Source organism: Nostoc sp., from assembly GCF_036917135.1.
In the GTDB taxonomy this organism is placed as follows: domain Bacteria; phylum Cyanobacteriota; class Cyanobacteriia; order Cyanobacteriales; family Nostocaceae; genus Nostoc.
Genome location: NZ_JBALEA010000077.1, coordinates 189214 through 202207, shown reverse-complemented (window position 1 = coordinate 202207; position 12994 = coordinate 189214). Strand labels below are relative to the sequence as shown.

Annotated in this window: 14 protein-coding genes; 9 read left to right on the top strand and 5 right to left on the bottom strand. The window is 42.7% G+C overall.

Going from position 1 to position 12994, the window contains the following annotated elements; translation table 11 throughout:
- Window positions 1-248: 248 nt before the first annotated feature.
- On the top strand, window positions 249-467 hold the full coding sequence (locus tag V7K50_RS25420; protein WP_334964956.1) for a hypothetical protein: 219 nt from the start codon (window positions 249-251) through the stop codon (window positions 465-467).
- A gap of 259 nt (window positions 468-726) precedes the next feature.
- Here the strand turns inward: V7K50_RS25420 and V7K50_RS25415 are convergent, their stop codons facing one another.
- Window positions 727-1239 carry a hypothetical protein gene (locus tag V7K50_RS25415; protein ID WP_334964954.1) on the bottom strand — a complete coding sequence of 171 codons (513 nt, stop codon included), beginning with the start codon at window positions 1237-1239 and terminating at the stop codon, window positions 727-729.
- 522 nt (window positions 1240-1761) lie between these two features.
- On the opposite strand from V7K50_RS25415, the gene V7K50_RS25410 reads away from it, so the two are divergent.
- Both V7K50_RS25410 and V7K50_RS25405 read left to right on the top strand, forming a co-directional pair.
- Complete coding sequence (locus tag V7K50_RS25410; RefSeq protein WP_334964952.1) at window positions 1762-2931, top strand: pyridoxal phosphate-dependent aminotransferase; 1170 nt, start codon at window positions 1762-1764, stop codon at window positions 2929-2931.
- A 158-nt stretch (window positions 2932-3089) separates the two neighbouring features.
- On the top strand, window positions 3090-4163 hold the full coding sequence (locus V7K50_RS25405) for an aromatic ring-hydroxylating dioxygenase subunit alpha (RefSeq protein ID WP_334964950.1): 1074 nt from the start codon (window positions 3090-3092) through the stop codon (window positions 4161-4163).
- A 1-nt stretch (window position 4164) separates the two neighbouring features.
- Here the strand turns inward: V7K50_RS25405 and V7K50_RS25400 are convergent, their stop codons facing one another.
- Window positions 4165-4842, bottom strand: coding sequence for an SDR family oxidoreductase (locus tag V7K50_RS25400; RefSeq protein WP_334964948.1), 678 nt, complete (start codon window positions 4840-4842; stop codon window positions 4165-4167).
- Window positions 4843-5041: 199 nt separating this feature from the next.
- Between V7K50_RS25400 and V7K50_RS25395 the strand changes: the two genes are divergently transcribed.
- On the top strand, window positions 5042-5437 hold the full coding sequence (locus V7K50_RS25395; protein ID WP_334964946.1) for a hypothetical protein: 396 nt from the start codon (window positions 5042-5044) through the stop codon (window positions 5435-5437).
- Between the two features lie 385 nt (window positions 5438-5822).
- The gene (locus tag V7K50_RS25390; RefSeq protein ID WP_334964944.1) at window positions 5823-7592 is read left to right on the top strand and encodes a WD40 repeat domain-containing protein; all 1770 of its coding nucleotides are present in this window, start codon (window positions 5823-5825) and stop codon (window positions 7590-7592) included.
- Between the two features lie 11 nt (window positions 7593-7603).
- Here the strand turns inward: V7K50_RS25390 and V7K50_RS25385 are convergent, their stop codons facing one another.
- Window positions 7604-8458 (bottom strand): PD-(D/E)XK nuclease family protein, encoded by an 855-nt coding sequence (locus V7K50_RS25385; RefSeq protein WP_334964942.1) that lies wholly within the window; start codon window positions 8456-8458, stop codon window positions 7604-7606.
- Window positions 8459-8605: 147 nt separating this feature from the next.
- Here V7K50_RS25385 and V7K50_RS25380 point away from each other — a divergent pair, with 147 nt between their 5' ends.
- The 4 genes from V7K50_RS25380 (at window position 8606) to V7K50_RS25365 (ending at window position 11131) form a co-directional block, all read left to right on the top strand.
- Complete coding sequence (locus V7K50_RS25380; protein WP_334964985.1) at window positions 8606-10045, top strand: phosphoglucomutase/phosphomannomutase family protein; 1440 nt, start codon at window positions 8606-8608, stop codon at window positions 10043-10045.
- Between the two features lie 158 nt (window positions 10046-10203).
- Window positions 10204-10482 carry a LapA family protein gene (locus V7K50_RS25375; RefSeq protein WP_334964940.1) on the top strand — a complete coding sequence of 93 codons (279 nt, stop codon included), beginning with the start codon at window positions 10204-10206 and terminating at the stop codon, window positions 10480-10482.
- Window positions 10483-10495: 13 nt separating this feature from the next.
- Complete coding sequence (locus tag V7K50_RS25370) at window positions 10496-10678, top strand: DUF433 domain-containing protein (protein WP_334964938.1); 183 nt, start codon at window positions 10496-10498, stop codon at window positions 10676-10678.
- 9 nt (window positions 10679-10687) lie between these two features.
- Complete coding sequence (locus V7K50_RS25365; RefSeq protein ID WP_334964936.1) at window positions 10688-11131, top strand: DUF29 domain-containing protein; 444 nt, start codon at window positions 10688-10690, stop codon at window positions 11129-11131.
- A 286-nt stretch (window positions 11132-11417) separates the two neighbouring features.
- Here V7K50_RS25365 and V7K50_RS25360 read toward each other — a convergent pair whose 3' ends face one another.
- Window positions 11418-11909, bottom strand: a complete 492-nt coding sequence (locus V7K50_RS25360; protein WP_334964934.1) for a hypothetical protein — start codon at window positions 11907-11909, stop codon at window positions 11418-11420.
- A gap of 2 nt (window positions 11910-11911) precedes the next feature.
- Window positions 11912-12880 carry a hypothetical protein gene (locus V7K50_RS25355; RefSeq protein WP_334964932.1) on the bottom strand — a complete coding sequence of 323 codons (969 nt, stop codon included), beginning with the start codon at window positions 12878-12880 and terminating at the stop codon, window positions 11912-11914.
- Window positions 12881-12994 lie beyond the last annotated feature (114 nt).

The following is a 12994-nucleotide window of genomic DNA, read 5'->3' as shown; positions in this document are numbered from 1 at the left end:
CTTGGAGAGGCTGCGCCAACGACTTCTCTACGAGACGCTACGCGAACGCGGTAGTTGAGCGTAGCGATGCACTGAGCGTAGCCGAACTGTCAAACTCAGTACAAGTGCCCAATACTTCGACTCCTTTCGACTTCGCTCAAGGCAAGTCGCTCAGTACAAGTGCCCAATGCCCCATACCCAACATCCCTCAACACGTTACGATCAATTAAGAAGTAATAATTTTTTACGGCAGTGCCAGGAGTCTTTATATGTTCATTAATGAATTGTCACCTATATTCAGAGAATTTACTCAGCATCCAGTCTCATTTGTGAGTGGGTTATTCTCTGGTGTGCTTCGGCTCAATCTGGCAGACGATCCCGTTAAAAGCTGGCTGGATAAACAGATCCGCTCAAATAGCTACGCCAGCACCACAACAGATGCACATAACGGCAAAGCCAATAGCCCTCAGCAGATTTCCATTGACTAAAAACTCCAACCATACATAGTTGAATTTACTACAAAACAGAGATTCAGTAATGCCGACGGCATTACTGAATCCTACCTTATACAAGGATTATTTAATTTTTTGGACGTCACTTAGGAACTAACAAATAAAAAACATCCCAAATTTTCTTGTGGGATGGATGTCCGCACTACGTGCCGCTACGAGAACAGTTGTCGTATATTCAGGGCGCTCATGTTGCCCACCCCACAAGAGGGGTAATTTATTTTTTGGAAATCACTTACTAGTTGATTGGCACTCTGAGCATGAGGGCACCCACTTGGTCTGGTGTGGGGCCGGGCTTGAAATTGACATGGCAGAGCGCACATTCCGCCCTGAAGTTGCTGAGGGGGATCGAGCGTCGATAGTACCATTGAGCATTCACACGTTGTACGGACGTGTATGGCTGCCCCGCCATCGCCAGCGTGTTTGCCTGACGCTCAAAGTCGTCGCTGGGGCGATCGTTTTGCCGAAGCGGGCCAACGGTGCCGACTAACCGCATATCTTTGTTTTGATCGTTAAATATCAGCGAAATGGAGTGTTTACCCTGCTCCACGTTATTCACCGTAGTCTCGTCGAACTCCTGCGTCAGCGCTGCGAACAACGTGTTGAACATGAGATCGCTCGTCTGTTGGGCGATCGCAACCTGCCCAGTTGGAGGTGGATAGTCAAAAGCACGGGCAATTCCCGTGAAACTGAAGCCGATGACGAGCATCAGCACAAAAATTCCATAGCTGACTAGCTTTTTCAGACGCATTCTCTTACTCTTTTGGTTTTGTATTGTTTCTGACTCATACCAATTCTGTGTGAAGATACACATAACAAAATCCCTATGTAGTCTTCCCTTGGCAAGGGGAACATAGCTGGGGGTAGATATATGCAACTTCACAAAGAAACGATATCAGTAACTCCGTGTTACGGACAAAACCTTTACCGAAGCAAAGCAGAGAACACAAGAGAAGAATTTATTTTTTACTTGCCTAAAGGGTATGTTCGCGTAGTATCTCGTACAATCTTATCATATCGCTCAGGGAAAATACTAGTACATAACTGCGTAAATCTAACTACCATCTCAATTAACCTCAATTAACTAGACAAGACGCAGACAAGCAGCTTGAGCAACTGGTTAAAGCTAGGCAAACTTCCGTCACAGTGTACTAGTTGCCTGTCTGTTTGATACCGCAAGTCCCCAAAGTACCTTCTTTAACGATCGCAACGCAAGGCTAGACTTTTTATCCTATTCCAAAGATACTAAGACCAGGTTTATAAGCATCGAAATATGGAATCCCTAACCTCTCGTATGCACGCGGTGCAGTCGCCGATTATTCCTGTGGTTGGGGAACTGATTAAAAATTCTCCTGGAACAATTTCTTTAGGACAAGGTGTTGTTTCTTACAACCCACCACCGGAAGCGATAGAATTTTTAGCCAAATTCCTGGCTGAACCAACCAATAATCTATACAAACCAGTTGAGGGAATTCCCCTTTTGCTGACAGCACTTGCAGAAAAATTGCAATCCTTCAACGGGATTGAAATCAATGAGGAAAACTGCATCGTCGTCACAGCAGGGAGCAATATGGGATTTATGAATACCATTCTGGCGATCACCAACCCCGGCGACGAAATTATTCTGAATACGCCCTACTATTTCAACCATGAAATGGCGATCGCAATGGCTGGTTGTCGTGCTGTGTTAGTGGCGACGGATGAAAATTACCAACTGCGAAAAGAAGCGATCGCTCAAGCAATTACTCCCAAAACACGGGCTGTGGTGACAATTTCACCAAATAATCCCACTGGAGTCGTGTATGATGAAGCGACATTGCGCGAAGTAAATCAAATTTGTGGCGATCGCAGCATTTATCACATCAGCGATGAAGCATATCAATATTTTACTTATAACGGCGTAAAACATATTTCACCTGCGGCCTTTCCTAGTAGTAGCAAGTACACCATTTCTCTTTATAGCCTTTCCAAAGCCTACGGTTTTGCCAGTTGGCGCATTGGCTACATGGTGATTCCCAAACACTTACTTGTCGCCGTCAAAAAAGTCCAGGATACGATTTTGATTTGTCCGCCAGTAGTTTCCCAATATGCCGCTTTAGGAGCATTGCAAGCAAAAGAAGAGTATTTCCAGAGTAATATTGGGGCGATTGCTCAAGTGCGAGAACTAGTATTAGACTCCCTTAATCGTCTACAAGGTTTATGTACCATTACACCCGCCAATGGCGCTTTTTATTTTTTCCTAAAAGTTCATACCCAAATGGATGCTTTGGAATTAGTTAAAAGACTTATCCAGGAATATAAAGTAGCAGTTATTCCAGGCACAACCTTTGGCATGGATAATGGATGCTATCTACGAGTTGCTTATGGGGCGCTGCAAAAAGAGACGGCAAAAGAAGGTATAGATAGATTAGTGCAGGGTTTGCAAAATATAGTTAGGAGTTAGGAGTCATCCAATTTTGGATTTAGGATACTTCGACTTCGCTCAGTACAAGTTTTAGATTTTAGATTTTTCCTTCAATCCAAAATGTCAGAATTCAGGATTCAAAATTACATTGAAATGTTAAACTATACCCTCTAACCAAAAGATTTCACAAAGGCGTTATGAAAAATAACGATAATTTTTTCTTGCGTAATACTTGGTACTATGCTTTGCCTAGTAATCAGATTAAGCCAGGTATGATGATCAGCCGCATTTTCTTGGGAGAGCCAGTGCTGCTAATTCGCGATCGGGATGGGAAAGTGTCTGCGATGACAGACATTTGTCCTCATCGCGGTGTGCCCTTGAGTTGTGGTAGATTCGATGGGCAGGAAGTGGAATGCTGCTACCACGGTTGGCGCTTTAACTCTGGTGGAGGGTGTAGTGCAATACCTTCTCTTGTAGAAGGACAGGAGATGGATTTGAGTCGCTTCGACGTACAATCATACACAATCCGGGAAGCCCAAGGGAATATCTGGATATATATGGCTGATGCCGATAACCCTCAACCTGCTTTGGATATGGATATTCCGGTGATTCCAGGATTTGATGAGCGATCGCTACGGGGGGCTACGTCAACGCCGCAGTTCGTAAAGGTCGTGAAATTCCCCTGTTTTGTGGATCATGCAGTGGTAGGTTTGATGGACCCGGCTCATTCACCTTATGTTCATCGCGCTTGGTGGTGGCGAAATGAGCAATTGCATGAAGAAGTGAAGCAATTTGATGCTTCGCCCTATGGCTTCACCATGCGAAGACACCGATTACCAGCCAATGGGGGTCGATTGTACTGGCTGATTGGTGGTGGTGTGCCGGAAACGGAGATTTCTTTTCGTTTACCTGGAGTCAGAATAGAAGAAACCACAATTGGCAATAATCGAGTCGTTAATTTGACAGCAGTTACACCGATTTCAGAGACGGAAACTGAGGTAACTTTTCTTCTTTACTGGACACTTCCTTGGGTGGGATTTTTCAAGCCACTAATACATCTGCTAGCGGGGAGTTTCATTGACCAAGACCGAACGGTTGTGGAAAAGCAACAGATTGGACTCAAGTATAATCCTGTACTGCGACTGATTAAAGACTCAGATATACAGGCGCAGTGGTACTACCAGTTGAAGCGGGAGTACGCTCGATCTGTCGCTGAAGGACGAGAATTTTTGAATCCTGTCAAGGGTCAAATACTCCGGTGGCGTGGTTAAATTACTCCAAATTAAATTCTGCAAATTCTGTTTGCTCAAATAGCATATTTCGGTCTACGGCTGACAGGATTTTATTATTAGCACGTTGGCTATTTAAACAGCGAACGACTAACTGCGCCACATCTGCACGATTGATGCTACCAATAATTTGGGGATCTTCAGTCAAAACGCCATTACCGGTTGCTGGTTCTGACTTGAGTCCACCTGGACGGATGATTGTATAGGTGAGTCCACTGGCAATTAAGTGTTGTTCGGCTTTGTCTTTTTCAACTAAAACTGTTCCCAGTGCTGCCAAAACTTGGGGTGACAGAGCCACAACACTATTGCCAGCACCAATGGAAGATATCAGAATAAACTTTTGGACTCCAGCTTTAACTGCTGCATCAATCAAATTTCTATTACCAGGGTAATCCGCTCTTTCTCCGTCTGTAGGTAAACCGCCAATTGTACTGATAACGGTGTGAATCGGTTCATCTGTCAAGATTGCGCGTTCTACATCCTCAACATTCAAAGCATCTCCCACAACTACTTCGATACCTGTTTTCTCTAGTTCACTAGCAACTGCTGCTGTTCTCAGGAGTGCTTTGACTTTTAGCTGTTGGGCTGTCAGATATTGAGCAATTTCTCGACCAACACCGCGACTTGCTCCAGCCAGAAAAATATAAGATGCACTTGTCATAATCAATTTAACTATTTACGCTCAAAGGATTTTATCAGAGGATTGGCAGTATTTCCAGGACTTATACCATAGCGATCGCTATTGAGTAACTATAAATTACAAAAATATTAAAATAGCAATTATACCTAACCCAAATGTAGGAAGTATTTCAGGAAACAATTGTGCCAGTGTAGCAAATAACTTTTCAATGGATTTAATTATGGCTAAAAAATCTCAACCAAATCTAGAACAATACCAAGATGTCAGATTATCTGCCACTACAAGAATTTGGGGAATTACAGTAGCTATTCTCGGAGTTTGCGTCCCGCTTTCAGAGGTTACTAGAAGCGGTGCTATTATTCCTTTAGCTGCTATTGGTGGCGCAGCTGTTGGGACAGTTGCTATTTGGCGTTCTGATGAACGAAAATCAAAAACTAACTATTTGCAACAGCAGCAAATAGAACTGTTAGAGCAAAGATTAGCGAATTTAGAAACAATTGTTAGCAGTGATGACTTGAACTTGCAAATGAAAATTAAACAGATCGAAGCAAGAGATACTTTTGGCGACTCCTCTAATGTCAGTACCACACCCGGACAACCAAAACGCAAAGGTTAAATTTAGCCAATCTTCAACATTTATGGCGATTTCAGATGATCTACCCCAGAATTATCGCTACTAAGTCGTTTTTGTGTAGGCATTTGTTGACTTGACGTTACCGCAACCTTGGAAATCTCTCTCAGATTAAACTTTTCTTGGCAGTGATAACTGTTTCCCTAGAAACAGTATCTCCTTCGACCTGTCCGTTAGAATTAACAGACATCATCTAATTCTATATACTTCAGCTGCATCAGTTCATGAAACGTCTAATTGCTATCCATCTATCTCTTTCCCAGAAACATCTGCTAATGGCTATGTTTTATTAGACTGCTAAGATTACTGAATTTTTAATAAACTCAGGTTATAAACTTGAGTAATTGCATTGGTATAGTTTGCCGCAGGAATGCAGATGGATTGGATTAGCTTACTCAAAGCTCAACAAACTGACTTCCTTCAACGTGTGAAAAAACCTAAAACTTATGACTTATCTTTGCTAGAAAGTCAAGTTAAAGGTTGTCACACTGAGATTATGGCATTTTGGGGCGAGCCATTGGCTAGACTCCAAGAGCTTTCTCGCCAACAAGCAGAAGTTCTCGCCAGAAATCCGCCGCCCACACCGCCAGAATATCCTGAACCTCCCGACTGGACGATACCTTTTCCTAAACACTTCCAGGAACAAGCCCAAGATTATCTTTTACGGGAGCATATTGTTGATCGAGTAATTACTGAACGCTTGGGCAAATTGGTAAAAAAGGTGTCACAAGATACCGTGCAAAATATGATTTTAGATGATGAGGGAAATTTGTCTGGTGAAAGCAAATTCTCTTATGTACTGAAAGATCATCCTCAGCTAAGTGTTCAAGTTTACGTTGCTGATGGAGAAAGTTTTAATGGGATTAAGAAAGACAAAATTAGGTGGTCGGTTACTCAAGAGGATTTGAAAAATCACCAAGTATTAATTTTTCTATGTTTGTTTTATCCATCTACAGGTAATTTAGGTTACGAGAAGCAAAGTATAATAACAGGCTTTTTACCGACAAATCAACTTGAACTTACTGAACCAAAACTGTATGTAACTCCGAGTAACTTGTTGTATGCAGGGGGGTTGAGTTGGTATTTAGAATCACTTATTGGCAAGAAAGACACGTCGCCATTAATTAATGAGAGAGCGATCGCAGATACAATACAAACTCTACCATCAGACCATTGTCTCAAGGATCTAGTCGGTGACTGGGAATGTTGGCAGACTTTACAAGGACACAACAGAGGGATTAATTGCCTAGCTTTTAGTTCTGGGTGTAAGAATGGCAACCCTTTACCCATATTGGCAAGTGGTAGTCGTGGCGAGACGAAACTCTGGGATTTAAGCAAGGGTGAATTAATCGAGACATTATCAGAGTCTCCTTGGGTGATATCTGGGCTGGTGGATGAAGTGAATTCCCTGGCTTTTAGTTCCGATGGCCAGACTTTAGTGAGTTGTGGTGCAGACTCCACAATTAAGCTTTGGCATGTCGGCGCTTTAGACTTGATAGATATTTTGCACAAACATAATGGGGTAGTGCGGTGTGCTGCCTTCACCCCAGATGGCAGAATGTTAGCGACAGGTGGAGATGACAGAAAAATTCTGTTTTGGGATTTGATGCATCGTCAGGTTGCGATCGCACTCTCTTTAGATGATACAGCTGCTCATTCCCTAGTTTTGAGCCGAGATGGTCAAACTCTGGTTACAGGTAGCTACCGCAAAATCAAAGTCTGGCGCACCTCACCCCAGACGGGGATCAAAACTTTAAAGGATGCACAACCTCTGCATACGCTCATGGGTCATTCTCACATCGTGGGTTCCTTAGCAATCAGTGCAGATGGTAAACTGCTGGTGAGTGGTAGCTGGGATCAAACCATTAAAATCTGGCAATTGGAGACTGGGGAATTATTGCATACTCTTAAAGGACATGAAGATAGAGTATATGCGATCGCGTTAAGTCCCGATGGACAAATTATCGCTAGCGGTAGTGCTGATAAAACCATCAAATTGTGGCATCTCCAAACCGGGGAATTGTTGGGTACCTTTACAGGTCATGGCAATATAGTCACAGCATTGGCCTTCACAACTTCCGGTGAGATGTTGGTAAGCGGGAGTTTGGATAAGACAATTAAAATTTGGCAGAGAAGTTAGCGGTAAACCAATTACCTGCTAACTCTTAAACTGGGCAGTGGATACGATTGGTGCTGCTTAAAATCGGCAAATTCACATATTGAATTAAATGGACAAAAGCGGCAGTGAGATCCAGGATTTGGAGGAAAGATTTTACTAAAATTACTAGCTTCTTCCTGATATTTTTGCAAATCGTGCTGGTGCTTGTGGGCAATATTCGCTAACTCAAATTTTAACGATTCTAACTCACAATTATTGATGCTAATTAACTCAGATTTTTTACATATTTCTAAATTATAAAATGATGCAACAGCTTCTCGTCCAGGGTAAAGATAACGAGCCGCTAACAAATAAACTAATGCCTGTCGTCTGTCAAAAGCCGACTTACCAGTTTTGAAATCTAAAATATGTAAAGTGCTATCAGATTCAATGAAAACGCAGTCCATAGCCGCATATAAGCGGAAACAATAATCTTCTTGTTCAACTACTATCGGTTTAGGAAAGCCTTCATCACCCGGAGTTAATTGGATAATATTTTTATCCAAAAGCAACGGCGCATTATGATATCTTTGCAAAATTTGCAGCACACGTTGCTGCACTTGAACGCTGGAGTTGGCTAATTTCAGTAGCCGTGCAACTCTTTCTACACCATCTGATTGCTTCAACAGATGCCTGTGATGATGAAACTCATAAACGCCTTTTTGGGCGAGTATCCCAATCCTCTGGGGTGCGGTGGCTTGCCCTAAAAGGACTTTAACTTGTGGTTCGTGTTGCCGCGCTTTGATAAACCCCCGTCTCATCTGGCAATGCCAGCGTTCTTGCCCAGTCGCTGGGGCAACTAGAGACCAAAGGTGATAACTGGCAAAAGGTCGATCGGGGGTTGACATTGCTCAGAAACAGTGAGAGAAAATACGGTGGGGAGAAGTTTAAGCGAAGGCTTTCTTAGGAAAGAACTTCGGAGGATAGTTGCTGCTACACACTCTTTGCGGGAAGCTTTTAGTAGTACTGATAATGTACGGAAGCAAGTGGCACAAATGAGTATTAGTAGCAATTCTAGCAAGATAAAATTTGGCACTGATGGATGGCGAGGGATTATTGCCGATGATTTTACTTTCCCCAATGTGCGGAAAGTAACAAGGGCGATCGCCATTTATTTAGAAAAAGCCTATACAAAAGATAGACCAGTACTTATTGCCTACGATACTCGTTTTTTAGCTGACCAGTTTGCCCAAACAGCCGCCCAAGTCCTCGCAGACTGGGGTTGGACTGTGAAAATTACTGATGGTGATTGCCCCACACCAGTAATTGCCTACAACGCCCGTTACCTAAATTCCGCAGGGGCGTTGATGTTTACTGCTAGCCATAATCCAGCACGCTACTGTGGAATTAAATATATCCCCGATTATGCTGGGCCTGCCACTCCAGAGATTACTGATATTATTGTGGCAAATATAGAAAGTGCATCGGATGAGTTGCCTGGGAGCAACCCATCGGGTTCAATTTCAATTTTCGATCCGAAACCTAATTACCTGCAATCTATCTACACCCTACTTGATCTAGAAAAAATCAAAAGCGCTAATTTAAAGGTAAAGTATGATGCTTTGTATTCTACCTCTCGCGGCTATTTAGATGAAGTTTTGCAACATTGTGGCGTTCAGTTAGAAAGTTTCCACGATTGGAGGGATGTTTTATTTGGGGGTGGAATGCCAGAACCCAAGGAAGAACAATTAGTTGAGTTAGTGTCAGCAGTACTTTACGATCGCGCTGATTTGGGTTTGGCGACAGATGGAGATAGCGATCGCTTTGGTATCGTTGATGAACAAGGAACTTTCCTCACTCCCAATACTGTGTTGTTAGTTCTAGCACGACATTTAATCAAAAATAAAGGTAAAACTGGCGCCATCGTCCGCACTGTGGCGACAACCCACTTGCTGGATAATTTCGCTGCTAAAAATGGGCTGGAAATTTACGAAACACCAGTCGGCTTTAAATACATCGGCGAAAAAATGCGCGAAACTGCCGTACTAATTGGTGGAGAAGAATCAGGCGGTTTGAGTATTATCGGGCATATTCCCGAAAAAGACGGGATTTTAGCCGATATGCTGGTGGCAGAAGCGATCGCTTATGAAGGCAAACCTTTAAGTCAGATGGTGGCAGAAGCGATCGCCGAAGCCGATGGGCCACTTTACAACAACCGCCTAGACTTGCACCTGTCAGAGGCGCACAAAATCGCCGTCATCGACTCCTTTACTAAAAATCCACCTACAGAGGTCGCAGGAATTAAAGTCAAGGAAGTGGGGCGTAAAGATGGTATTAAGCTGTATTTAGAAGAAGGTAGCTGGGTTTTATTGCGCCCTTCCGGTACAGAACCTCTGGTGCGCGTCTACCTAGAAACCAACACTCCCGAAAAACTCACCCGAATCGCCCAAGAGTTAGAGATTGCCATTGCTAAACTAGAGGCAGTAGCTGTTTAATAATTCAAAGTTAGGAGTTATAAGTTATAGCGGTTATCGTTTACGTGAGTTACACCCGTAGGGGCACGGCAGTGCCCCTACACCTCGTGATGTAACGTTGTACCCCATCTGAATGGGAACCGCTATAAGAATTATTAACTCCTAAATTTTATTAAGATATGAAAACTTTCGCTCCTTTTTTGACATCTCTAGTTGTAGCGGTTTGGGTAATTGCGATCGCGGTTATTTCAGTCCAAAATGCCACACCCGTATCGTTAAAATTCTTAACATTCCAATCGATTCAGATACCAATGGGTTTAGTGATGGCTTTTAGTGCCGGTATAGGGTTAATTGGCATGGCACTGCTGCAACCTCTGTGGGGAGTTGCTGGTTCTGGGCGGGTTAATTCTCGATTAGAAGACGATGCCGAGTTTTTTGTTGATGATGAAGATTTTTGAGGCTTGAATAGCTGTGCAGTATCAAAATATTATTACAATCGAACCAGGAAAACGAGGTGGTAAGCCTTGTATTCGAGGAATGCGAATTACTGTATACGATGTTTTATCTTATCTTGCCTCTGGTATGACCTACGAGGAATTGCTTGATGACTTTCCTTATTTGACACAAGAGGATATTTTGGCTTGCCTAAGCTAGAGAACGGCTATGAGTGCAGCTTATAAAGCAGATTTTAACTTGTGGATTGAACAGACAGCCCAACTATTGCGATCGCATCATTGGCATGAAGTTGATGTAGAACATCTGATTGAAGAAGTTGAAGGCTTGGGCAAAAGTGAACGGCGGGCTATTACCAGTCAACTAACTCGCTTACTCTTGCATCTGCTCAAGTGGCAATATCAACCCCAGCGTCGCTCAGATAGTTGGCTCGATTCTATAACCGATTCTCGCACCCAGATTGAGTTAGCAATAGAAGATAGTCCTAGTCTTAAGAGCTATCCTACAGAGCAACTTGAGGAAAGTTATCAAAGGGCGCGTCGCCAAGCAGCCAAACAAACGGGAATACTTATATCCGTGTTTCCAGAAGAGTGCCCATATTCTGTAGAGTTAGTGTTGGATGAAGACTGGCTACCGGAAGTAAGCGATATTTGATAAGTGTATTGGTAGCTGTGTGGTGTTAAGTTAGAGGATGTTTGAAAAGTTTTTTTGTATATCCCTAACCCTTGGAGATCCCTAAATCCCCCTTAAAAAGGGGGACTTTGATTCCGGTTCCCCCCTTTTTAAGGGGGGTTAGGGGGGATCAATCAGTGACTAAAATTACAGTCAACCACTTTTCAAACAACCTCTTAGAGACTATAAGCCTCGTACTACATGAAAAAAGCCTACTAACGTAGGCTTTTTTGAAAGATTTTAGAAGAGCGATCGCGCTGTTATAAAATTAAAATTTCCATTCATGATCTGGATCATCTAGGGCAGCACGAACAGAAGCTAAATTTGCAAGTTCTTTGAATGGGCAGGATTTAGCTATTTCTGTGATTGAGTTTAATGTCAGGGCTAGTTGTTCATTATTACCGGATACGATCGCATTATCAACGACAGCAAATAAAGCCCGAAAGTTTTCTGCACGTTCATCAAAAGAGCGATCTAGATACGCCATCAGCAACTCTCGCTCGGCGTTAATCTTGGTGATTGTTTCGTTTTCCCAAGCTTCAATCTCTCGTCTCTTTGTCTGTTCTTGTTCAGCAATTATTTTATATTCAGTATAGGCTGAAGAAACTGTGTCAACACATTGTGTTTTTTCCAAAGCTGCTATCTCACGCCTTTTAGTCCGTTCTTGCTCTCCAATTTGCTTGTAACTGGAAACAATGGTTACTAACGATTTTGTGGCGTTAACCGCAGTACATATTGTACCGATACTTGGTAAAACCATTGTTAAATACCTCCTAGAGTTTTGTATTTAGCTTGGATGGTTAAAGTAGAAGGGTTTAACAGTCCTTCATTATCTAAAATAGGAATTTTCATAATTTCTGCAAGTGCTTTAATTAAAAGTGCTACCTCTTGAAATTTGCTAGCATCGCGATCGCGATTAAAAGGTTGGGCTTCAAGCTCTTGAAGTGCAGATTTAGCACGGTTGTTTAAATTACATATTAAATTAGCCAATTCCACTGTTCGCCGTTTAACTTGTAATAAAAAATCTTGAGCTGCTTCAATATTGGCAATCTCTACGTTGACATTAGCTTCATATTCTCGCGCTTTAGTCAAAGCTTCCTCACCCTTACCAGCAAGTTTAAAACCCCCAACCATCAACATTGGGGCGAGTGTAATACCTCCCAATACAGTACCACCAAGCGCCATACTACCACCACCTAACCAACCTATGGCTCCAGTCCAAGCCGCAGCACCACCAACTTGTGAGATAGCGACTTCAGTAGTACACAATCCAAAGAAGCTGGAAACAGTAACTGTACCTACATTGCTTGCTAAGGTAACTGCACTAGAACCTGCTGCTAAGGCCGCAACGGCTGCTGACACACCACCTTTCACCCACTGTTGAGCTTTGATAACTTCTGTTTTGTACTCCTGAATTTGCTGAGTGGAGATGTCTAATCCAGTCACAATGTCCAGATTGTTTTGGGAAGCTCGCTGACCAATTCTCTCAATAAAAGCTATAAAGTTGGAAATTGTACCCTGTTTAATACGAAGTTGCATTTGACCATAAACTTCTGCTGACTGGTTGGTAATTTCCCAGGCTGCTTTTAAGTTTTGCAAGCTACTTTCGTATTTTTGTTGAGCCTGTTCACCAATTTCCTTTGCCTGATTCATATTGCCAAAGCCTTTAGCACCTTTTACAGTTCCCAAGGCTCCAGTAGCCAAAGCAGCACCCAAAATCAGTGGAATCATGAAATACTCCTGATTATGATTAGTATTTGGTTAGTACTTGTCTATGGGTTAAACATAAAAGCGAGGCATCACCTTATACTTATACTTCCCTGAGCTACCAACTAATAAACATTT

Bases quoted from the DNA above. Each gene is read 5' to 3' on its own strand.
- V7K50_RS25420 (WP_334964956.1), top strand. From the start codon at position 249: ATGTTCATTAATGAATTGTCACCTATATTCAGAGAATTTACTCAGCAT.
- V7K50_RS25415 (WP_334964954.1), bottom strand. From the start codon at position 1,239: ATGCGTCTGAAAAAGCTAGTCAGCTATGGAATTTTTGTGCTGATGCTC.
- V7K50_RS25410 (WP_334964952.1), top strand. From the start codon at position 1,762: ATGGAATCCCTAACCTCTCGTATGCACGCGGTGCAGTCGCCGATTATT.
- V7K50_RS25405 (WP_334964950.1), top strand. From the start codon at position 3,090: ATGAAAAATAACGATAATTTTTTCTTGCGTAATACTTGGTACTATGCT.
- V7K50_RS25400 (WP_334964948.1), bottom strand. From the start codon at position 4,842: ATGACAAGTGCATCTTATATTTTTCTGGCTGGAGCAAGTCGCGGTGTT.
- V7K50_RS25395 (WP_334964946.1), top strand. From the start codon at position 5,042: ATGGCTAAAAAATCTCAACCAAATCTAGAACAATACCAAGATGTCAGA.
- V7K50_RS25390 (WP_334964944.1), top strand. From the start codon at position 5,823: ATGCAGATGGATTGGATTAGCTTACTCAAAGCTCAACAAACTGACTTC.
- V7K50_RS25385 (WP_334964942.1), bottom strand. From the start codon at position 8,458: ATGTCAACCCCCGATCGACCTTTTGCCAGTTATCACCTTTGGTCTCTA.
- V7K50_RS25380 (WP_334964985.1), top strand. From the start codon at position 8,606: ATGAGTATTAGTAGCAATTCTAGCAAGATAAAATTTGGCACTGATGGA.
- V7K50_RS25375 (WP_334964940.1), top strand. From the start codon at position 10,204: ATGAAAACTTTCGCTCCTTTTTTGACATCTCTAGTTGTAGCGGTTTGG.
- V7K50_RS25365 (WP_334964936.1), top strand. From the start codon at position 10,688: ATGAGTGCAGCTTATAAAGCAGATTTTAACTTGTGGATTGAACAGACA.
- V7K50_RS25360 (WP_334964934.1), bottom strand. From the start codon at position 11,909: ATGGTTTTACCAAGTATCGGTACAATATGTACTGCGGTTAACGCCACA.
- V7K50_RS25355 (WP_334964932.1), bottom strand. From the start codon at position 12,880: ATGATTCCACTGATTTTGGGTGCTGCTTTGGCTACTGGAGCCTTGGGA.